The 21,433-nt window shown below is 68.0% G+C and carries 19 protein-coding genes and 1 pseudogene; 17 read left to right on the top strand and 3 right to left on the bottom strand.

Annotated features, from left to right (window positions below; translation table 11 throughout):
- Positions 1 to 19 precede the first annotated feature (19 nt).
- The 13 genes and pseudogenes from CGU34_RS12635 to CGU34_RS12570 all read left to right on the top strand — a co-directional run bounded on the left by CGU34_RS12635 (position 20) and on the right by CGU34_RS12570 (position 16,144).
- On the top strand, positions 20 to 3,226 hold the full coding sequence (locus CGU34_RS12635) for an HAD-IA family hydrolase (RefSeq protein WP_051513456.1): 3,207 nt from the start codon (positions 20 to 22) through the stop codon (positions 3,224 to 3,226).
- On the top strand, positions 3,226 to 4,872 hold the full coding sequence (locus CGU34_RS12630; RefSeq protein WP_036298344.1) for an ABC1 kinase family protein: 1,647 nt from the start codon (positions 3,226 to 3,228) through the stop codon (positions 4,870 to 4,872). Before CGU34_RS12635 ends, CGU34_RS12630 begins: the two co-directional genes overlap by 1 nt.
- Positions 4,873 to 4,910: 38 nt before the next feature.
- A complete protein-coding gene (locus tag CGU34_RS12625) occupies positions 4,911 to 5,969 on the top strand; it encodes a type II glyceraldehyde-3-phosphate dehydrogenase (RefSeq protein WP_033107657.1) in 1,059 nt (352 codons plus the stop codon).
- Positions 5,970 to 6,023: 54 nt separating this feature from the next.
- A complete protein-coding gene (locus CGU34_RS12620) occupies positions 6,024 to 6,242 on the top strand; it encodes a DUF2933 domain-containing protein (RefSeq protein ID WP_021010678.1) in 219 nt (72 codons plus the stop codon).
- A complete protein-coding gene (locus CGU34_RS12615; RefSeq protein ID WP_100812072.1) occupies positions 6,239 to 7,258 on the top strand; it encodes a DMT family transporter in 1,020 nt (339 codons plus the stop codon). The genes CGU34_RS12620 and CGU34_RS12615 overlap by 4 nt, the downstream gene beginning before the upstream one ends.
- The gene (locus CGU34_RS12610; protein ID WP_036298348.1) at positions 7,255 to 8,778 is read left to right on the top strand and encodes a multicopper oxidase family protein; all 1,524 of its coding nucleotides are present in this window, start codon (positions 7,255 to 7,257) and stop codon (positions 8,776 to 8,778) included. Before CGU34_RS12615 ends, CGU34_RS12610 begins: the two co-directional genes overlap by 4 nt.
- Before the next feature lie 559 nt (positions 8,779 to 9,337).
- Positions 9,338 to 9,553 (top strand): helix-turn-helix domain-containing protein, encoded by a 216-nt coding sequence (locus tag CGU34_RS17405; RefSeq protein WP_232711325.1) that lies wholly within the window; start codon positions 9,338 to 9,340, stop codon positions 9,551 to 9,553.
- Positions 9,543 to 10,052: pseudogene (locus CGU34_RS12595) on the top strand (IS5 family transposase); the annotation flags it as partial. The gene CGU34_RS17405 and the pseudogene CGU34_RS12595, both read left to right, overlap by 11 nt.
- Positions 9,944 to 11,560, top strand: a complete 1,617-nt coding sequence (locus tag CGU34_RS12590; RefSeq protein WP_232711669.1) for a heavy metal translocating P-type ATPase — start codon at positions 9,944 to 9,946, stop codon at positions 11,558 to 11,560. The pseudogene CGU34_RS12595 and the gene CGU34_RS12590, both read left to right, overlap by 109 nt.
- A 31-nt stretch (positions 11,561 to 11,591) precedes the next feature.
- Positions 11,592 to 12,032 carry a DUF6153 family protein gene (locus CGU34_RS12585; protein WP_100814304.1) on the top strand — a complete coding sequence of 147 codons (441 nt, stop codon included), beginning with the start codon at positions 11,592 to 11,594 and terminating at the stop codon, positions 12,030 to 12,032.
- Positions 12,033 to 12,128: 96 nt separating this feature from the next.
- Positions 12,129 to 12,722, top strand: a complete 594-nt coding sequence (locus CGU34_RS12580; protein ID WP_100814303.1) for a DUF305 domain-containing protein — start codon at positions 12,129 to 12,131, stop codon at positions 12,720 to 12,722.
- Positions 12,723 to 12,777: 55 nt separating this feature from the next.
- Positions 12,778 to 13,662 carry a WD40/YVTN/BNR-like repeat-containing protein gene (locus CGU34_RS12575; RefSeq protein WP_100814302.1) on the top strand — a complete coding sequence of 295 codons (885 nt, stop codon included), beginning with the start codon at positions 12,778 to 12,780 and terminating at the stop codon, positions 13,660 to 13,662.
- Between the two features lie 37 nt (positions 13,663 to 13,699).
- A complete protein-coding gene (locus CGU34_RS12570; RefSeq protein ID WP_100814301.1) occupies positions 13,700 to 16,144 on the top strand; it encodes a heavy metal translocating P-type ATPase in 2,445 nt (814 codons plus the stop codon).
- 199 nt (positions 16,145 to 16,343) lie between these two features.
- Here the strand turns inward: CGU34_RS12570 and CGU34_RS17010 are convergent, their stop codons facing one another.
- On the bottom strand, positions 16,344 to 16,661 hold the full coding sequence (locus CGU34_RS17010) for a hypothetical protein (RefSeq protein ID WP_146047971.1): 318 nt from the start codon (positions 16,659 to 16,661) through the stop codon (positions 16,344 to 16,346).
- 378 nt (positions 16,662 to 17,039) lie between these two features.
- On the opposite strand from CGU34_RS17010, the gene CGU34_RS12565 reads away from it, so the two are divergent.
- The 4 genes from CGU34_RS12565 to CGU34_RS12550 are packed head-to-tail and all read left to right on the top strand — an operon-like array spanning position 17,040 to position 20,103.
- A complete protein-coding gene (locus tag CGU34_RS12565) occupies positions 17,040 to 17,780 on the top strand; it encodes a hypothetical protein (RefSeq protein ID WP_146047970.1) in 741 nt (246 codons plus the stop codon).
- A 1-nt stretch (position 17,781) separates the two neighbouring features.
- Entirely contained in the window at positions 17,782 to 18,399 is a 618-nt protein-coding gene (locus CGU34_RS12560) for a M23 family metallopeptidase (protein WP_100814299.1), read from the top strand.
- A 34-nt stretch (positions 18,400 to 18,433) separates the two neighbouring features.
- The gene (locus tag CGU34_RS12555; RefSeq protein WP_100814298.1) at positions 18,434 to 18,733 is read left to right on the top strand and encodes a hypothetical protein; all 300 of its coding nucleotides are present in this window, start codon (positions 18,434 to 18,436) and stop codon (positions 18,731 to 18,733) included.
- Positions 18,733 to 20,103 (top strand): hypothetical protein, encoded by a 1,371-nt coding sequence (locus CGU34_RS12550; RefSeq protein WP_100814297.1) that lies wholly within the window; start codon positions 18,733 to 18,735, stop codon positions 20,101 to 20,103. Before CGU34_RS12555 ends, CGU34_RS12550 begins: the two co-directional genes overlap by 1 nt.
- Here CGU34_RS12550 and CGU34_RS12545 read toward each other — a convergent pair.
- Positions 20,096 to 21,046, bottom strand: a complete 951-nt coding sequence (locus CGU34_RS12545; RefSeq protein ID WP_036296135.1) for an integrase core domain-containing protein — start codon at positions 21,044 to 21,046, stop codon at positions 20,096 to 20,098. The genes CGU34_RS12550 and CGU34_RS12545 overlap by 8 nt on opposite strands.
- Positions 21,043 to 21,360, bottom strand: a complete 318-nt coding sequence (locus CGU34_RS12540; RefSeq protein WP_081766164.1) for a helix-turn-helix domain-containing protein — start codon at positions 21,358 to 21,360, stop codon at positions 21,043 to 21,045. The genes CGU34_RS12545 and CGU34_RS12540 overlap by 4 nt, the downstream gene beginning before the upstream one ends.
- Between the last annotated feature and the right edge of the window lie 73 nt (positions 21,361 to 21,433).

Raw genomic sequence — 21,433 nt, 5'->3', positions numbered from 1 at the left:
CCGGACGCGAGGCGCCGCGATGACTCCGCGGTCGGCAGAGCGCGGGACTCACCACCTCGATGCCGTCTACGACGCGGTGCTGTTCGACATGGACGGCGTGGTCACGAACACCGCCGCGATCCATGCCGCCGCGTGGAAGCAGCTGTTCGACGAGGTGCTGCGAGACCCGCGTGTGCAGGTGGACGACCCCGAGACGACCTTCGACCCGGTCGCCGACTACCGCCGCTATGTGGATGGGCGAACCCGCGAGGACGGGGTATCGGCGTACCTGACGGCCCGTGGGATCGCCCTGGACGCCGGAGATCCCGACGACCCACCAACGGCGTGGACGATCGCGGGGCTCGCGGCGCGCAAGAACGAGCTGTTCCTGGCGGAGCTGGGCACCCGCGGGCTGCGCGTCTATCCGGGCACCGTGGCGCTGCTGCATCGCCTGCGGGGCGCGGCCGTTCCGGTCGGGCTGGTCACCGCGAGCCGGAACGCGCACCAGATGCTCGCCGCCGCAGGACTGGCCGGCTGCTTCGACACCGTGGTGGACGGCCGGATCGCGCTCTCGCATCACCTGAAAGGCAAGCCGGATCCCGCCATGTTCGTCGAGGCGGCCCGGCGACTGGGTGTCGCCGCGGCCCGCACCGCGGTCGTCGAGGACTCGGTCGCCGGCGTGGCGGCCGGGAGGCGCGGAGGCTTCGGCTTCGTCGTCGGCATCGACCGCGCCGGAGCGCGGGAGCAGCTCGAGGCCGCGGGCGCCGACCTCGTCCTGGCCGATGTCGCCGAGCTCGACCTGGGCGTCTCCACCACGGATCCGTGGCAGCTGGTCTACGACGGCTTCGACCCCGCGCACGAAGGGCACCGGGAGGCGCTCACCGCGCTGGGCAACGGCTACCTGGCCACCCGGGGCGCCCGGCCCGAGCACCACGACGACGGCATCCACTATCCCGGCACCTACCTCGCCGGCGTGTACAACCGACTGGCGAGCACCATCCACGGGCGCGAGCTCGAGGAGGAGCATCTCGTCAACACTCCCAACTGGCTTCCGGTGGACCTCCGCCTCGGAGACGGGCCGTGGCTGTCCACCGGCCAGGTCGTGACGCACAGCGAACGACGCGAGCTCGACCTGCGCCGCGGCCTGGTCGTCCGCCGCGCGGTCCTCACCGCTCCGAACGGGGATCGACTCGACTTCGTGCAGACGACGTTCACCTCCCTGGACGAGCCTCACCTGGCCGTGCTGGAAACCACGCTCACCGCCCCCGACTGGAGCGGCACGGTCACCCTCCGCGCCGGGATCGACGCCGGCGTGCGCAACAGCAACGTGGCCGCGTATCTCGGATCGGACGCCACCCACCTCACGCAGCCGACGTTCCGCCAGGTCGGCGACACCACCCTCTGCGAGGTGCGGACCCGGCAGAGCCGGGTCCACATCGCCACCGCCGTCCGCTCGACCCTCACCGGAACCGACAGCGCGACCGATCACCGCATCGACACGCCATCGCAGCACACCCGGGAGCTGCGCATCCCTCTGGAGCAGGGTCGACCGGTCACCCTCACCAAGACGGCCGCGATCTACACCTCCCACGATCGGGCCATCAGCGAGCCGGGTGGTGCCGCCCTGACCCTGCTCACCGAACGCGGTGGCGACGTCGAGGCGCTGCGGGAACGCCACGCGGCGGCGTGGCGGCGACTCTGGGAACGCTTCGCGGTCACCCTGGACGCCGACACGCACAGCCGACTCATCCTGAACCTGCACGTCTTCCACCTGCTCCAGACCCTCTCGCCGCACACCGTCGAGCTCGACGCCGGGGTGCCCGCCCGCGGCCTGCACGGCGAGGGGTATCGGGGGCACGTCTTCTGGGACGAGGTGTTCGTCCTGCCCGTGATCGCTCTGCGCACGCCCGAGATCAGCCGGGCGCTGATCGACTACCGCTGGCGGCGACTGGACGCCGCCCGCGCCGCGGCGACCGCCGCCGGACTCCGCGGAGCCCTCTTCCCCTGGCAGAGCGGCAGCGACGGTCGCGAGGAGACGCCCGAGGCGCTCTACAACCCGCGCTCCGGTCGGTGGATGCCGGACAACTCCCACCGTCAACGCCACGTCGGCCTCGCCATCGCCTACAACGCCTGGCAGCACTACCAGGCCACCGGCGACCTCGAGTGGCTCGCCGAACGCGGCGGCGAGCTCATCATCGAGGTCGCCCGCCTGTTCGCCTCGCTCGCCGAGCACGACACTGCCACCGACCGCTTCCACATCGCCGGGGTGATGGGACCCGACGAGTTCCACGACGGCGCCCCGGACGCTCCCGGCAGCGGCCTGCGCGACAACACGTACACCAACGTCCTCGCCTCGTGGGTCGCCACGCGAGCGGCCCGGACACTCGCCCTGCTCCACGGGCACCGCGGCGAGGGCCTCCGCGACCGGCTCCGCGTCACCGACGAGGAGATCGCGGGGTGGGCCCGGCTCAGCACACGACTGGCGGTGGGGTTCCACCGCGACGGCATCCTCACCCAGTTCGACGGCTACGAGAGCCTGCAGGAGCTGGACTGGGACCACTACCGCGAGGAGTACGGGAACATCGGCCGGCTCGATCTCATCCTCGAGTCCGAGAACGACAGCACCAACCGGTACAAGCTCGCCAAGCAGCCCGACGTCGTCATGCTGGTCTACCTGCTCGGTCACGACGGGCTCCGGGCGCAACTCGCCACGCTCGGCTACCCGTTCTCCGAGCAGGACCTGACCCGCACGGTCGAGTACTACCTCGCCCGCACCGCCAACGGGTCGACGCTCAGCCGAGTCGTGAACGCCTCCGTCCTGGCCGGCATCGACCCGTCCCGCTCCTGGATCGCGTTCCGCGAGGCGCTGATCGCCGATCTCGACGACTCCCAGGGCGGCACCACCCGCGAAGGGATCCACCTCGGCGCGATGGCCGGCACCATCGACCTGCCCGTCCGCTCCTTCGCCGGCATGGCCCTCGGTGACGACGAGCTCGTCTTCGCCCCCCGACTGCCGCCGAACCTCACCCGGGTCGGGTTCCAGATCCGATACCGCGGCCACCTCGTCGACGTGATGCTCCGTGACCGCAGCCTGGAGCTTCGCGTGCACGCCGGCTCAGCACCCGCGATCCACGTGCGCGTCGGCGCGGTCGCCGTGCCGCTCTCGGCCGGACAGACCAAGACGTTCGCGATCGGCCCGGGCACCTCGGCCCGCGACGCGACCAACCGCGAAGGAGGCCTCGACTGATGAGCACGCATCGGAGCCGGTATCGGCGCATCGCCACCATCCTCGAGCACCACGGACTCGGGCTCGGCCTCGGGCTGCTCGGACTGGAGAAGTGGATTCCCTTCAACAAAGGCGTTCTCGGGCATGCGCGCCGGGACGAGCCCTACACCAGTCCGGAACACCTCCGACTCGCCCTCGAGGAGCTCGGACCGACCTTCATCAAACTCGGCCAGCTGCTGTCCACCCGCAACGACCTGCTGCCCGCCGCTTACCTCGCCGAGTTGGTCAAGCTTCAGGACGCCGCGCCGCCCGAGGCCTGGGAGCCGATGAAGGCGGTGATCCGCGAGGAGCTCGGCGCGGACCCCGAACAGCTCTTCGCACAGTTCGACCCGCAACCGCTGGCCGCCGCGTCGATCGGGCAGGCATACGCCGCGACCCTTCACGACGGCACCCAGGTCGTCGTGAAGGTCCGCCGACCCGGCGCGGTCGCCCAGATCCACGAAGACCTGGAGATCCTGCAGAACCTCGCCGAGCGCGCCGACAAGCGGTGGGATGCCGCCCGCCAGTACAACCTGCCGGGCATCGTCGAGGAGTTCTCCCGCACGCTGCGCGCCGAGCTCGACTATCTGCAGGAGGGCCGGAACGCGGAGCGGTTCGCCGCCGACTTCGCCGACTCACCCGACGTCGCCGTCCCTCAGGTGTTCTGGGAGACGACCACGTCACGCGTGCTGACCCTGGAACGGATGCACGGCATCCGAGTCGACGACCTGCCCGCCCTGGACGCGGCCGGCATCGACCGGAACCAGCTGGCCAGGCGAGGCGCAGACCTCATCCTCACCATGGTGTTCGAGAACCGCTTCTTCCACGCCGACCCGCACCCGGGCAACCTGTTCATCCAAACCGACGGATCCATCGCCCTCATCGACTTCGGCATGGTCGGCCAACTCGACGAAGAGGTCACCGAGCAGCTCTCCGACGTGCTGCTCGCCTTCACCCGCGGAGACTCCAACGCGCTCGCCACCGCCCTGCTCGCGCTCTCGATCACCAAGAACACCTCCGACCGCGGCGAGCTCGGCCGCTCCCTGGACGTCTTCGTGTCGCGGTATCTCGGACGCCCCCTGTCCGACATTAACCTCAGCCACCTGCTCGGAGAGCTGCTCGCCCTGCTGCGACACCACCACCTCCAGCTGCCGCAGCAGACCGCTCTGCTGTTCAAGGTCCTGATGATGGGCGAGGCACTGGCGGCACGGCTCGACCCCGAGTTCGAGATGCTGCAGGCGCTCACCCCCTTCTCGGAGCGGATCGTGCAGCGACAGTTCTCCCTCCCCGCCCTGGCGAAACGCTGGGCACAGGCATCCGCGGATGCCGGAGCACTGCTGCTCGAGCTGCCCGGAACACTCAAGCAGCTCCGGCGGGTGCTGGAGAACGGCGGCCTCGAGGTGCACCTGCGCGCGGCCGAACTGGAACCGCTCGTGGGACGGGCTGAACGGATCGGCAATCGCCTGATCGCCGGCATGATCACCGCCGCCCTGATCAACGGCATCGGCGAACTCGTCAGCGGGAACACGAGATGGCGCTCGCGGGAAGGCGTCATGATCGGCGCCGGCGCGAGCGTGGTCACCGCACTCGGCGGCTACCTGCTCTGGACCACGCGGCGACGGCGATGACCGCCGCGGCTCCCATCCCTCATCAGAAAGGCACGCACATGAACACCATTCGAGTCGGCGTCAACGGCTACGGCGTCATCGGCAAGCGCGTCGCCGACGCGGTCCTGCTGCAGTCGGACATGGACCTGGTCGGCGTCGCGGACATCGCCACCGACTGGCGGATCAAGTCCGCAGCGAACCGCCTGCCCGTGTTCGCCTCCACCATCGAGGCGCAGCAGGCCATGCGGGGCGCCGACGTGCCCGCACAGGGAGTGCTCGACGACCTTCTCGCGCAGTGCGACGTCGTCGTCGACACCACCCCCAAGCATGTGGCAGCGGGAAACCTGGAGCGCTACCGCGCCCTCGGCGTCAAGGCAGTGCTCCAAGGCGGCGAGTCCCACTCCACCACCGGCCACTCCTTCGTCGCCCAAGCCAACTACGCCAGCGCCATCGGCAGGGACAGCACCCGGGTGGTCTCCTGCAACACCACCAGCATCGTGCGGATCCTCGGCGCGCTGGATGCGGCCGGACTCCTGCTGCGCGCCCGTGGGGTGCTCATCCGCCGCGCCACCGACCCGTGGGAATCGCACCTCGGCGGGATCATGAACACGATGGTCCCAGAACCGACCATCCCCTCTCATCAGGGCCCCGACGCACAGACCGTGCTCCCCGGACTCGATGTCGTCACCATCGCCGCCAAAGGCGCCCACACGCAGACCCACAGCCACTACTGGACGCTACAACTGACCCGGGAGGCGACCCGCGACGAGGTGCTGGACGCCCTGCGCGCCGCGCCCCGCATCGCGTTCATCCGGATGTCCGATGGCCTGGTCGCCCTCAACTCCACCGTCGAGCTGATGCGCGATCTCGGCCGCCCCCGGGGAGACATGTGGGAGGTCGCCGTGTGGGAGGACCTGGTCACCGTGAACGGCAGCGAGGCCTACCTCGCCTACCAGGTCTACAACGAGGCCATCGTCGTGCCCGAGACGATCGACGCGATCCGCGCGCTGACGGGCACCGTCCCCGACGCCGCGACCTCGATCCGCCTCACCGACGAGAGCCTCGGCATGCGCCAGGACTTCCTCACACCGGCGGAGGAGCCCGACCATGACCGGTGACCACCAACCGCCCGCCGACGTCCCGGCGAAGGCGACCCGCGGCGACGGATGCCTGTGACGGCGTGGCTGATCATCGGGATCTCCGTGCTCGGGATCGCGATCTACCTGTTCATCGACCACCTTCCCCACGTCGTCGCAGTGCTGCCCTACGTCGCGATCATCGGCATGGCCGCCATGCACCTGTTCGGCCACCGCCACCACACCGGCGCCCACGACTCGAATCATCGACGCCACGGGGGCGACAGCGGGACCGACACGCGAGAGTCGTCGTGAACACCGTCGTCCGCCCCCTCGCGGACGCCAGCCGGCACGGGCACCCCCGACCGCTGCGGATGCTGTGGGTCACGCTCGCCTGGGGGTCGTGCTTCGTCGCGATCACCGTCGGCCTGCAAGACGCCCCGCCGCTGTGGCTCGCGGCACTGAGAGCCCTCATCGCCGGGGTCGCGCTCGCAACCGTCGCCGGCATCCAGCGGGCACCTCTTCCCCGCGACCCGAAGACATGGGCACTGATCGGCTGCCTCGGACTGGTGAACATCGCCCTGGCATTCACGACGATGTTCGTCGCCGCGACCGGACTGTCGACCGGGATCGCCTCGGTGCTCGCCAACGCGCAGCCAATCCTGATCCTGCTGCCCGCGTGGTGGCTCTACCGCGAGCGTCCCACCCCCGCCGCGATCGCCGCGATCGGCCTGGGCTTCACCGGCCTACTCATCATCGTCCTTCCCTCCGGGCTCGGCACCGGAGCGTGGCTCTCACTGACCTCCGCCGCCGCGATCACCGCCGGCACCCTCATCGGCCGGATCGTGCACGCAGACGTCCGAATCGTGGCGGCAGCTCAGCTGCTCATCGGAGGTGCGATCCTCGCCGGCACCGCAGCCGTCACAGAAGGGCCGCCCACGATCGACTGGAACATCCGGTTCATCCTCACCCTGCTGTTCCTATCACTGGTCGGCACCGCCGCCACCACGGTCGCCTGGTTCACCGAGATCGGACGTGCCCGGCTCGACCTCCTCGCCGCGTGGACGCTGCTCGTGCCGGTCTTCGGGATCCTGCTGTCGCTGCTGATCCTGCGCGAGGACCCGGGCCTGTGGGGCTGGATCGGGACCGTGATCGTGCTGATCGCAATGGCGTTGCTCGCCATCGGATCCAGGCGCTCAGAGCCCTCGGCCGTCACGGCAACCGGCAATCGTGCCCCACGAGCCTCCGCCGATCATGCGACGTCCGACCCGGACGGCCTCCCTGACGAAAACCACGGCCCGCGCTCCCGGCCGGAAAGGAAACAACGATGAACCCGTCGCCCGCCCCACGCCCCCGCTTCCTCCTAACTCGGCGAGGGTTCCTCGGCGTCAGCATTGGCGCCGTCGCGACGGTCGCGCTGGCATCCTGCGCGCCGGCGGCGAACTGGGTGCAGCCCGACGGCGCCCAGGTCCAAGGCGCCGAGCGGCGCCGCGGCGGCACCGGGAAGGTCACCACCGCGACCCTCACCGCCGCCCCGACCGTGCTGGACCTAGCCGGGGCGACCGCGCCGACCTGGGCGTTCGGGTCTGTTCCGGCGCCCGTGATCCGTCTCGGCGCCGGAGACACTCTGAAGGCCACCGTCCGGAACCAGCTCGAGGCGGACACCTCCGTGCACTGGCACGGGCTCGCGCTGCGCAACGACATGGACGGCGTCCCGCCGGTCACCCAGCAGCCCATCAAGGCCGGGGCCAGTTTCGACTACGAGTTCATCGCGCCCGATCCCGGCACCTACTGGTTCCACCCCCACGTCGGGGTGCAGCTGGACCGTGGCCTGTACGGGGCGCTGATCGTCGAGGACCCCGCCGAGCCCGGCGGGTACGAGGACGAGTGGGTCATCATCCTCGACGACTGGCTCGACGGCGTCACCGCCACCCCCGACGACGTCCTTGACGAGCTGTCCGCCGGGATGGGTGACACGGGCGGGATGGGCGACATGTTCATGCGGATGGGCAACACCCTCATGGGCGCCACCTCCGATCTGCTCGGCGGCGACGCCGGCGACGTCTACTACCCCCTCTACCTCGTCAACGGGAAACCCCCCGCTGACCCCACCCAGTTCACCGGGCGGGCCGGCGAGAAGGTGCGGCTGCGGATCATCAACGCCGGCAGCGACACCGCGTTCCGCCTCGCCATCGGCGGTCACACGCTCACCATCACCCATACCGACGGCTTCCCCGTGGAACCGCTCGAAGTCGACAGCATCCTCATCGGCATGGGCGAACGCTACGACGCGACCCTCACCCTCGGCGACGGCGTGTTTCCCCTCGTCGCGCAAGCCGAAGGCAAGCGCGACCGCGGCTTCGCCGTCATCCGCACCGGCAGCGCCGCGGCAGCACCGACGGCCGATGTGAGCATCCCGGAGCTCACTAGCAGCCGGATCGGGACCGCACAGCTGCTGACGTCAGATAGCAGCGTTGCGCTGTCCTCACGGCAGCCTGATCGGACCGTGGCGATCACTCTCACCGGAGGTATGGCCGAATACGACTGGGGCATCGACGGGCGACGGTTCGATATGAATCAGCCCCTCGACGGCGCGCACGAGATCCGCGAAGGCGAACGCGTCCGGTTCACGATCACTAATGACACCGAGATGTGGCACCCATTCCATCTACACGGTCACACCTACCAGCATGAAGGTGGCGGCCCGCGGAAAGACACGTCGATCATCCTGCCCAAGCAGACCCTCACCGTCGACTTCGACGCTGACAACCCAGGTCTCTGGGTCGCCCACTGCCACAACATCTACCACGCCGAAACCGGCATGACCACTGTCATCGGCTATCGGGCGTGACCACGGCGCAACCTTCCGGAGGCCACGGAACTGGTCGTGTCGATGAACGCGTGACGGCGCCATTGATCGGACGGGATGCGGTCCCACCCCTGCGGGATCGTGACGATACCGGCCGCGGCTACGTTATTGGCCGGCCGGCCGGTCCGCCGTTGTCGGCGGTGGAGAGCGTGCGCGCCGAACGCATCCACCGCGCCGTGTTTGGGCACGCCAAGATCGTCCACGTCCTCGAGGGCGCCGCACACATTGAGGCGTCCGTCCGGGCGTGCATCCTGACGCCTGGGACGGCTCGGCACTCGTGCTGCAGCCTGGCGTGGACATCCTGCACCGCATCGAACCGCTGTGGCGCCAGATCAGCCTCGTGAACGAGACCGCGCCGCCGGAGGTCGCGACCACCCGACTGATCTCTCTGTTCTCCCGCGCCGTCGAGATTGCCCTACCGACGCTGCTCGCCGACGACGGCGCCGTGCCCGAGAGGTTCGTCCTCCCGGTGCGCGGCCGGCTCGCGCAGCCGCCAATCGCTCGCCCCGTGCGCCGCTCGGTCGTCCTGCTGCGCTCGCGCATGACCGAGCCGTGGACGGTCGGCAGGCTCGCCGCGGAGGTGGCCGTCTCCCGCGCCCATCTCACACGCGTTTTCACCCAGCAGGTCGGTGTCGCCCCCATGCGGTTCCTCATCGAGACCCGCCTGACGGAGTTCACGCGACTGATCGAGGAAACCGACCTGCCGATCGCCGATGCATCCCGGCAAGTCGGATGGAACGACGCGCGAGCCGCCTGATCACGCGGTCGGCCGCTCCCGAGGCGGCCTGTCGACGAAGATCCACCAGCTCGTCGACGGCAACGGGCTCCCGCTGGTCGCGCTGCTGACAGCAGGCCAGGCCGGGGACTCGCCGATGTTCCTGCCGCTGATGGGACACCTGCGTGTCGCCCGTCCCGTCGGCCGGCCCCGCACTCGTCCGGACGCGGTCCGGGGTGACAAGGCGTACTCATCCCGCGCGATCCGCGGGCATCTACGCGCCCGCGGGATCAAGGCCGTGATCCCCGAGCCGTCCGACCAGCAAGGCCACCGCAAGCGCCGCGGCTCACGCGGCGGACGCCCCGTCTGCCTCGACGCCGCCGACTACAAGGGCCGCAACGTCATCGAGCGCCGCTACTGCCACATCAAGCAATGGCGAGGACTCGCCACCCGCTACGACAAACTCGCGATCACCTACCGGGCCGCTGTCATCCTCAACGCCGTCATCGCCTGGACCCGGCAATTGTCAGACATGCCCTAGCCGTCGCCGATCAGGTGGTCGTGCGCCCCGGGGAGAAGATCCCTTCCGACGGGCTCGTCGTTGACGGCGCATCCGCGATCGACGCGAGCATGCTGACGGGCGAATCCGTCCCCATTGAGGTCACCAAGGGTTCCCGCGTGGTCGGCGCTACGGTGAACGTCGGCGGGCGCCTGATCGTGGAGATCACCCGCGTCGGCGCCGACACCGAGCTGGCGCGGATGCAACGGCTGATGGAAGAAGCACAAACCGGCAAGGCCAAGGTGCAGCGCCTCGCTGACCGCGTCTCGGCCGTGTTCGTTCCGATCGTGATCGTCCTGGCGATCATCGCGTTCGTCGGGTGGCTGCTACTCGGCGGGTCGCTCGAGGTCGCGTTCACCGCGGCCGTCGCGACCCTAATCATCGCCTGCCCCTACGCTCTGGGGTTGGCGACACCGACGGCGCTGCTGGTCGGCACCGGCCGCGGGTCGCAGCTGGGCATCCTGATCCGCGGACCCCAGGTGCTCGAGCAGACCCGCCAGGTCGACACCATCGTGCTGGACAAGACCGGCACCATCACGAACGGTGTCATGTCCGTCACCACGCTCTCCCCCGCACCCGGCATCACTTCCGAGGACCTGCTAGCATCGGCCGCCGCCGCAGAGTGGGGATCGGAACACCCCGTCGCCCGTGCAATCGTCGCGGCGGTGGAGGGCACGCCGACTCCTGCCGAGGGGTTCACGTCGCACGTCGGGTTCGGCGTGCAAGCCGTAATCGATGGCGCCGTGGTGGTCGCCGGGCGTCCCCTGTGGGTCGAGGACCAATGGTCCGTCCACGCCCCCGCCACCCACCGCACCGAAGCTGAGGCCCTGGAAGCCGCCGGGGCGACGGTGATCGCGGTTGCACGCGACGGCGAGTTCCTGGGCACGATCGCCGTGTCCGACACCGTCAAGCCCACCAGCGCCGAAGCGATCGCACGATTCCGCGCGCTGGGGCTCCGGCCGGTACTACTCACCGGCGACAACGCCGGTGCGGCGCTACACATCGCCACTCTCGTCGGCATCGACGAAGTCCGCTCCGGAGTCACGCCTGCCGGGAAGCTCGAAGCGATCCGGCAGCTGCATGCCTCCCGGCGTGTGGTGGCGATGGTCGGCGATGGCGTGAACGATGCCGCGGCCCTCGCCGCGGCGGATCTCGGGGTGGCGATGGGCGGCGGGACGGATGCGGCGATCGCTGCGAGTGACATCACGATCGTCTCCGGTGACCTGCTCGTGGTGGCGGATGCGATCCGGCTGGCCCGCCGAACCCTGGGCACCATCAAGGGAAACCTGTTCTGGGCGTTCGCGTACAACATCGCCGCGATCCCACTGGCGATGCTCGGCCTGCTGAACCCGCTAATCGCGGCCGCCGCGATGGCGTTCTCGTCTGTGTTTGTGGTCACCAACAGCCTCCGGCTGCGACGCTTCCGCGCCCACGCCACCGCGTCGGTCGCCGCAGCCACCCCTATATCCCGCACACGTCAGCCCGCCTGATCCGTTTACCCTGGGAAGCGAGGGAGGTGACATGTCGATGATCGCTCTGGCGCAACGCCTGCGTCCTGGCCCGCGTGGGCTCGGCCACTCGCTGCTGCTACTCATCGCCGTCACCACCGCGATCATCGTCGGGCTGCTCGCGATGCACTCTCTGAACAGTCACGCCGAGACGTCAACGCCCGCGTCGTCGGCGATCCACGAACACGGCACCGCTGGCGCGGCCGTGGCCGTGGCCGACCACGGCACGCCCCAGCCGTCGACGGACGGGGAGTGCGTGGACTGCGGCGGGCATACCAGCATGCTGGCGATGACCTGCGTCCTCGCGCTGCTCTTCGTGGCGTTACTGCTCTTCCTCCCTCGCGTGGGCCACACCTGGGGGGCCGCGCTGCGCGCCGGCCCTACCCTGATCGCCCCTAGCACTGCCCTTCCTAGACCCCCGTCTCTGCTCGTTCTCTGCATCAGTCGCACCTGAGAGGTGCTCGCAGCCGACCCGTCCCGCGGGTGGGCTCAGCACTTTCACGCCCGGACACACCGGTTCGTGCGCTCACAAACGACTGAGGAGAACCTGATGAAGAACCGTGCCGCGGCGACCGCCGCGATCACCCTGACCGCCCTGCTCGCTCTCGCCGGCTGCGCTGGCACCACGACCGGTGGCGGCATGGACAACATGCCCGGGATGGGCTCATCGTCCTCGGCATCCCCTGCCGCCGATGTGAACTCCGCAGACATGCAGTTCACGATGATGATGGTCCCGCACCACGAACAGGCCGTCGAGATGGCCGACATGATCCTCGCCAAGGACGGCATCGATGACCGCGTGCTGAGCCTCGCCGAGCAGATCAAAGCCGCGCAAGGCCCCGAAATCGAGCTGATGGAGTCGTGGCTTGAGGAGTGGGGCACGCCGATGGGCGAGATGGACGGTATGGATCACGGGGGAATGATGTCGAACACCGACATGGAGGCGCTGGAGGGCGCCACCGGCGTGGAGGCGTCGCGCCTGTTCCTGGAGCAGATGATCGTGCACCACGAAGGCGCGATCGAGATGGCGCAGACGCAGATCGACGACGGCGAGAACGCCGATGTGGTCGCCCTGGCGGAGAACATCATCGCCTCGCAGACCACCGAGATCACGACGATGGAGGACATCCTCGCGACCCTCTGACAGGCAGGGGTCGGCCGCACCCGCCGGCTGGCCCTCGCCCGTGGAGCCCGCCACTATGAACACGCGCACACGCACCCTCACTGCCACCGTCCTCGCTGGCGTGCTGACAGTCACCGCCACGGCCTGCACGACCGCCGGCAGCGATGAACCTTCCTCCGCTCCGCCCGTCGCTCATATTCACGACGTCGCGTTCGCGCCCGACGGAGCCGTGCTGGTCGGCGCACACACCGGCGCGTACCGCATCGACCTCACCACCGATGAGGTGTCCCTGGTCGGGGACACTGTGTTCGATGCGATGGGCCTGACCGTCCAAGGGGAGAGCATTCTCGCGTCCGGCCACCCCGCCCCTGACAACCAAGAAGATTCGTTCGTTCCGCCGAATATCGGCCTCGTCCGGCACACCGAGACAGGGTGGGAGCAGGTGTCCCTCGCAGGGGTCACGGACTTCCACATGCTCGCCACCACTCCCGCCGCACCCGATTTCCTGCTCGGGCTCCCCTCCGACCGCGCCGCCCTGGCGGCGAGCGTCGACGGCGGGCAGACCTGGGCCGATGTCGCCGCGCTGACTGCCCGCGATATCAGCATCGATCCGACCAACCCCGATGTCGTGACCGCCACCACACCCGAGGGCCTGATGGTCAGCCGCGACGCCGGGAGCAGTTTCGCTCCCGTTGGCAACGCCCCGATGCTTGTCGTCATCGCCGCGGACCCCACCCAGGAGGAAGGAATCATCGGGGCCGGCGCGGACGGCACCATCTGGACCGGGACCACGAAGCCAGGAGCGGTATGGAAGACCGCTGGACACGCCACCGGGATACCAGCTGCCATCTCCGTCAGCCCGGACGGGACCGCAGCAATCGCCGACGATAGCGGCGTACGGATCACGACCGACGCCGGCAACACCTGGCGGACCGTCCTGGTGACGGAGCCGACCTCGTGATCTTTCCGCAGCGAGCCCGCCGATTTAGAGAAACGCAATGAACGAAACGACCCGCACCGTCGTAATGGAAGTCGAGGGCCTCTCCTGGGCATCCTCGAAGTCCATCGTCGAATCGACCCTGCTCCGCCAGCCCGGGGTTACCGCGGTCGACGCGAACCCGATCGCGCAGACCGCGAACGTCTCTTACGACCCGCAACGCACCTCACAGGCGCAGCTGCGTCAGTGGATCATCGAGTGCGGCTACCACTGCGCCGGACAATCAGTCCCCGAACACATCTGCGACCCTGCAGACAACTCGGCCGATCCGTACGCCGGCCACCATGCGAGCCACACCAACGTCGACACGGCCGCGGCATCCGCTGCCCCGGACCCTCACGCGCGCGCCAAACACGAAACGATCGCTCATACGAGCCAGGACGTCATGGGGCACGGCGGCAGCCACGCAGGGATGTCGATGGCCGCGATGATCCGCGACATGCGGAACCGGTTCATCGTCGCAGCGGTACTGTCGGTGCCGATCATCCTGTGGTCCCCGATCGGCCGGGAGGTGCTGGGCTTCACCGTCCCCTCGCCGTTCGGGCTGCGCGATGACTGGTTCTCCCTGATCCTGTCCCTGCCGGTGATCTTCTACTCCGCGTGGATCTTCTTCGACGGCGCCTGGCGGGCCCTGCGCGCCCGGACCCTCGACATGATGGTGCTGGTCGCCGTCGGTGTCGGCACCGGATGGCTCTACAGCGTCGTGGTCACCCTCACCGGTGGCGGCGAGGTATTCTACGAGGCCGCGACGGTGCTGGCTAGCTTCGTACTGCTCGGCCACTGGGTGGAGATGCGCGCCCGCGGCGGAGCGAACGACGCCGTCCGCACGCTCCTCGAGCTCGCCCCCGCCCGCGCGGTCGTGCTCCGCGACGGCGAAGAGATCGAGGTGCCCACCTCCGAGGTCATGCCGGGCGACCTGATGCTCGTGCGACCCGGGGCGAAAGTCCCCACCGACGGCACCGTCGAGGACGGCGAGTCGGAGATCGACGAATCCATGGTCACCGGCGAAAGCCTTCCCGTCGTCAAAGCCCCCGGCTCACCGGTGATCGGCGCGACCGTGAACACGACCGGCACAATCCGGATTAGGGCCACCAAGATCGGCGCCGATACTGCGCTGGCCCAGATCGTCGCTCTCGTGCAAGAAGCTCAGAACTCCAAAGCCCCCGGGCAGCGTCTCGCGGACCGGGCCGCGTTCTGGCTAGTCCTGGTCGCACTGATCGGCGGCACTGTGACCTTCCTCGTCTGGTGGCTTATCGGCGCGTCGGTGCCGACAGCGATTCTCTTCGCGATCACCGTGGTGGTGATCACCTGCCCCGACGCGCTGGGCCTGGCCACCCCGACCGCGATCATGGTCGGCACCGGCCTCGGCGCCAAACGCGGGGTGCTGTTCAAGAACGCGGGCGCCCTCGAGTCCGCGGCGCACATCGACACCGTTGTGTTGGACAAGACCGGCACCCTGACCCGGGGTGAACCGGAAGTGACCGACTACATGCCGATCGGGATGAACGACATCGAACTGCTCTCCCTCGCCGCCGCCGCGGAACGCGAGTCCGAGCACCCGCTGGCCAAGGCAATCGTCGCGTACGCGGACGCCCGCAACATCCCTCGCCGCACCGCTAGTTCGTTCCGGAATATCACCGGGCTCGGAGCCATCGCGACCGTCGATGGGCGCCGCGTGGTGATGGGTAACCCTCGACTGATGGCGGACGAAGGAATCAACATCCGCTCCATCGCTGCCGCGCAGAGCGAGCTCGCCGCCTCTGGCCGAACCGCCATCGCGTTCGCGGTCGACGGGGAAGCCGCAGGGGTGATCGCCCTGGCCGATGCCCCACGGCAGACCGCCGCCGCTGCGATCACCGCGCTCCATGACTCCGGGATCGAAGTAGTGATGCTCACCGGTGACAACGAACCCACCGCCAAACGCATCGCCGCCCTCCTCGGCATCGACACGGTGATCGCCGAAGTCCTCCCGGAAGACAAATCCGCCAAGATCGCTGAACTTCAAAGCTCAGGCAGGAAGGTCGCGATGGTCGGCGACGGCGTCAACGACGCCCCCGCACTCGCGCAAGCCGACCTCGGCATCGCGATCGGCGCGGGCACCGATGTCGCTATCGAAACCGCCGACGTCGTACTCATGCGCTCGGACCCGCTCGACGTCGCCATCGCGCTGACCATCGGAAAGGGCACGGTCCGCAAAATGCGACAGAACCTCGGATGGGCGATCGGCTACAACGTCTTCGCACTGCCGATCGCTGCCGGCGTCTTCGTCTCATCGCTGGGCATCATGCTCACCCCCGAGATCGCGGCAATCACCATGTCCGGCTCCAGCGTCATCGTCGCCGTCAACGCCCTCATGCTCAAGCGACTCCGACTCCCCACCCCAGCCGAACCTTCCGCGGCAACCCACCCGGGCCCAGCGCCAGCGCACAAGGGCGACCCATCATGAAACCACGAAGTAGCCCTCGATCCGCCCTGCCGGCATTTGAGTCGCGGCCCAACGAGTAATGCGACGGGCAAGTAGCCGCAGCTGAGCGGCTGCTGACCAGTGCGGCGTTCGATCAGCGACAAGCTGACGCATCAGCGACCTGGCGTACTGCCGCTGTAAGTCAACATAGGCCCAACTACCCGGCTGCGGGTCGCGCGTGCTATATCTCGCCCAGTTCCTGGCCGAGTTTGAGGTACAGCTCGGTAACGGCAACGTTGTTGACTCGATACACCGGCCACTCCCCCTGCTTTCGGTTCGATTTCGGTGGATTCGCGATGAGAACGTCGGCTTCTTCGAGTTCGCGGAGGTATCGAACCAGGGTGGGCGCGGGCACTTCGATTGCTTCGGAAATGGCTTTGCGGCCCGCGTTTGGGTTTCGTCGCAAGTAGGCAATCAGACTGGCTTTTCCCAAGTTGCCGAGGATTGTCACTGCCGCAGCCGCGCGTTCGCTGTTGGCTGGCTTGACGAGCTTTGGCATGAACGTATTGTTCCGCGATTTCGGTGCTAGCGGAAGCATCCTGAATAAATTAATGCTTCACATCGCATCTGAATCACTATACGATCCACGCATGAGCTCAAGCAGATGGCTCCCAGATCAAGCATTCGGCGCGGCCGAGAACGCTGTGGTGGCGCGGCCAACCGCAAGCCAGCTCACCCCGAGCGGCTCATGTCGTCGCGCTTCGCATTCCCGATCGGACGGTGGGCGATACCCTCGCCGCCGCCCTTTGCCCCAGGTCCGTGACCAAATCGTTCCTTTTGCAACTGTGCACCGTCTGCTTAGTATTCCTCCACTGCGACCTGCTGGGGTGCTCTGGGGGTACGAGGTCGCTGCCATTCAAACGAAGGCGGTGCTGCCGTGAGTGCAGCCACAATGCAGGGACGCGGGGGGATGTGGGCGTTGATCGGCGCCGCGGTGCTGGTCGCGGGGATCATCGCCATCATCGTCGCGTCCATCCTGCCTCGACCTGCCGATCCGGCCCCGAGCCGGTCGGAGGGACCATCACAGGGACCCGACGGCGTGACGGCGTCTCCCAATGCTCCATCCGAGGACGCGGCGGTCGACACCGAGGTCACGGAACGCGGTTGGGTGGCGGAGCCAATCACAACCGACACGGAGCTGTACGCGCGTGCCGCTCTGGCTGCCGCGTCGACCTTCGATACAACTCTCGCGAGCCGTGAAGAGTGGCTCACGTACCTCGACACCTGGTTCACCCCCGACACTCGCTACGCATCAGAATCAGATCGAGTCGATGCGCTCCGCGCGGCACAGCTCGAGTTGCGTCAAGGCGTGGTGTTGCCGGAGGTGCAGTGGGATTCGATCGCGGCCGAGGACGGGCGTGTCGTTGCGCAGACGATCGGCGCGATGACATTGATGCCCGCGCCCGAGGATCCATCCGGCGATATGGCGATCGGGACGGCGAATGTGACGCTGACGTTCACGATGGCCGGCGCGGACGAAGAGTCGTCTTTCGACGAGACCGTTCGAGTGAGCGTCCAGGTGCTCTGCGGCCCGGAATCGGTCCCAACACCGGGATCGACGCAGACGCCGGGGGATTGCAAAGTCGTGCGGTTCTTCTCGGAGCCGATGGAGCCGTGACATGGGAGCCCCTGTCGCGGTCGTGGCCGCCGTCACCAGCACACGCACCGGCCGCCGCCTGATCGGCCTCTTCGCCGGCGCGCTAGCGTGCCTGGCGGTTGCCGTGTTCGCGCCCGTGATCGTGCTGCCCCTGGCGGTCGCGGCGCAGTCCTCGTCCACGGCTTCGAACGAGAGCGTGAACGGCGCGCCGATAGTTGTCGGCGAATGGGGATACCCCTACGCAGGCAGTCACACCACGGGCCGTGGCTATGGGTGGCACCCGGTTGAGGGATGCGCATACTGCCCCGCCGCTCACTTCGGGTACGACATGTCGCAAGGCTGCGGCGCGGACATCTTCGCCGCAGGACCCGGCACGGTGACCCTCGCGAGGCGGTTCGGACAGTTCGGCAACAGCGTGATGATCGACCACGGCGCCGGCACCATCACTCTCTACGCGCACCTCGCCGACGGATCGATCACCGTGGCCGAGGGCCAGCAGGTGACCGCGGGTACGCGGGTGGGTGGGGAAGGGCAGACGGGTTTGTCCTTCGGCTGCCATCTTCACTTCGAGGTGCGGCAGAACGGCGCCCGCATCGATCCGGCCCCATTCATGGCCTCCCTAGGCCTCCCCCTGACTTGACCACGCACCACCTCACACGACGCAAGGAGCGATCATGACACTCACCACGTTGGTCCCGTTAGACGTCGAAGTGCCCGACGTGAATCCCGACTTCTCAGCCCCGTTCTTCCAGGGATTCCAGGTCATCGCCTCCTACATTCTTGCGGGCGCGATGATGGTGGTCCTGATCATGCTGATCATCGCCGGCGCTGCCCTCGCCTTTCGCGGGATCGCGTCTGACCGGGTGCGGACTTGGGCCGGGGAGAACATCCTCTGGATCTTCATCGCCGCCGCCGTCTTGGGGGCAGCGAGCGGCCTGTTCCAGTGGTTCGTGAACTTCGACTTCGGCTTCTAATGGACCTCCCCCGCGCCGTCACCCTAGGCGCGCTCCTCGGCGTCGCACTCGGGATCGGCACACTGGCACCGGCCGCCGCAGTGCCGGAGCTGCGTGGCGACCTGGCGGCGGCATCCGTGGTCCGTGCCGCCGCGGTCGAAGGTGAACCGTGGAGTTCGCCTGCCTACCCGGTGGACTGTGAAGAGGCGAACGGACAGATTGCATGCACACCGACGAATCCCGCAGACGTCAAAGCGCAGCAATGTTTTATCCAGGTCGTGACGAACGGAACGAAAGCAACCATCTGCACGACGTATGAGGGTCATGCCGCGGCGATTCAGAGCGCCGGGGGCAAGCCGGTCGTGGTGGCATACGGATGCAGTTTCGGCGATGTGTTGTGTGCGTCGTTCGAGAACTTCGGGCGGGGCATGGCGATTGCGACGACGGGGATGATGTACGTAGTCGCGCTGAACATGCAGTTCGACACGTCGTCGTTGCTGTGGACCGCGGCGGTGGGTGAGTGGTCGTTCTGGCAGTGGGCGATTCTCATCATTGTGTTCGGCGCGATGATCTGGGCCGTCACCGCCGCCGTGGTCACTGGCGACCGGGAGCAACTCGTTGGCGCGATTGTGCGTTCGTTCATCGCGATCCCCGCGGTGCCGCTCACCCTGTGGTTGACGGGGCATCTGTTGAACACGATCGATGAGATGACCTGGTACGTGATGAACCGGGAGGGACCGATCGCGTTGTTCTCGACGCTTCAGTCGGTGATGTGGGCCGGTGGGCAGGCGAACTACTTCTTTGCCGTCATCATCCACGGGCTCCTGATGGTCGGGATGCTGCTGCTCATGCTGGTGTTCGCTTTCCGCAACATCGTCCTCGCTGCGCTCATCGCGGTCGGTCCGATCGCGTGGATGATTTTTCCCGTGCGCGGCATCGGGCCGCAGTGGGTGATCCGGTACGTGTCTGCTGTCGTCGTGCTGCTGCTGACGGGTCCGTTGACGGTCGGTTTTGTGACATTGATCATCAATGGGCTCGCTGATGTGCGGACGATCTGGGACCCGCAGTCTTGGCCGCTGCTGATAGGTCTTGTTTTGGTCGCGTTCGCGCCGTTCGCGATCTTCGGGCTGTTCTCCTTCGTCGGTGGGGTTGCCGCGGACTCCCTCGGCTCAGCCCTCGGGTCCGGCGCCCGTCGTGCTGGGGGGAACGCGGCGCGGTCGGTCGCGAGCGTCCCCACCCGCCTCGGCGGATTCCCGGCTGGCATCCCGACCGGATCCCGCGGCAGCGCGAGCGTCCGGCCATCGTCAGCACCAGCCTCCGGCGCACCGACCCTCCCCAAGGGCGCAAGCACACCTGCAAGCACGAGCCCTGCAATGTCCCGCGTCAAGTAGTTGGCAGGGATTCTTCGATTTCGAAGTTGGGGATGGTCGGGTCGGCCAGGCCCATGTGCACCTCTATCGGCCGGTTCCAAGCGATCGCCTCATGAGGGCGGGTCTCGTTGTACTCGATGCGGTAGTCCTCGGCGCGTTCGACGAGGGTGAGCGCGTCGGGGATGTCGTCGAGGAACAGCCGTTCGTACTTCAGCGTCCCGAAGCCGCGTTCGCGTGATCCGTTCTGCCCCGGTGACTTCACCCTGGTGCGGACGTGTCGCAGTTCGGGGTGGCGCATGATGAACAGCTCGAAGTTCATCGATCGGAATGGACCGCCGTTGTCTGTGACGATCGTGACGACCGGCAGCAGCTCGCCGGTCTCGTCGTCGACCTGACATTGGTCGACGAGGGGGTGGCCGAACAGGGTCACGTAGTCGACGAGGGCGAGTTCGATCGCGGCGATCGCGTCGTGCTGGTTCGCGGTCGGCGAGGTGTGAAACGGGTGCTCGAGCTTCGAGTACCAGTCCCGGCAGCCGGCGATCCTCCAGATCCCACCCTGGGTGGTCTCGAACTCGCTGAAGTCCAACTGCCATACCTGGTTCGGGCCGGTCGGGTTTCGTGCGAACGCGGCCTTGCGGTTCTTCGCGAGTTCTCGACGCTGCTTCTGGTACTCCGATGGCAGGATCAGCCCGTCATCGCGCAGCAGCCGCAGCACGGTCGCCTGGGACACCTTGTGTCCGTCATGGCGGGTCATCGCCCAGATCTTCCGGTGGCCCCACTCCGGCTTCTTCAACGCATGCGCGACCACCAGCGGCCGGGCCGCGTCTCGCGCCGGCTGCGGCCACGGGCCCTTCGGCGGCCGGTCAGTCTTCGCCTTGGCCTGCCAGCGCCGCCAGGTGCGTTCGGGCATGTCGATCAGCTGACAGAACCTCGCGGTCGACATGCCCGCCTCGGTGCGGATCACCTCGAGGTCCTCGAAGGGCCCAGGCGGCCCTCGGCGCTCTTCTTCCAGACCCGGATCTCGACCGCGGCCTCACCCAGCGCCTGGGTGAGCTCGGCGACCTCGTCCTCGAGCTGCTGCTCGCGGGTCGAGGGCTTGGACTTACCCGCCTCGATGCCGGCTCTGCCGCCCTCGAGGAACTGGCGCTTCCAGTTCCCGATGGCCTGCTCCGAGACCTTCTCACGGCGGCCCGCTTCAGCGATCGTGATCTCGCCCTGCAACACGGACAACACGATGCGGAGCTTCTTCTCCACGGGGATCGTCGGTGGACGACTCATGACATTCAGACCTCTCAGCTGGGGCGTTACATCAGCAACTAACTACCCCTGCCAAACATTCTGACGCGCGACA

It is taken from the genome of Microbacterium lacus (genome assembly GCF_002812805.1).
GTDB lineage: Bacteria > Actinomycetota > Actinomycetes > Actinomycetales > Microbacteriaceae > Microbacterium > Microbacterium lacus_A.
Note: the sequence above shows the minus strand (reverse complement) of the source record. Positions and strands in the feature narration are given on the sequence as shown.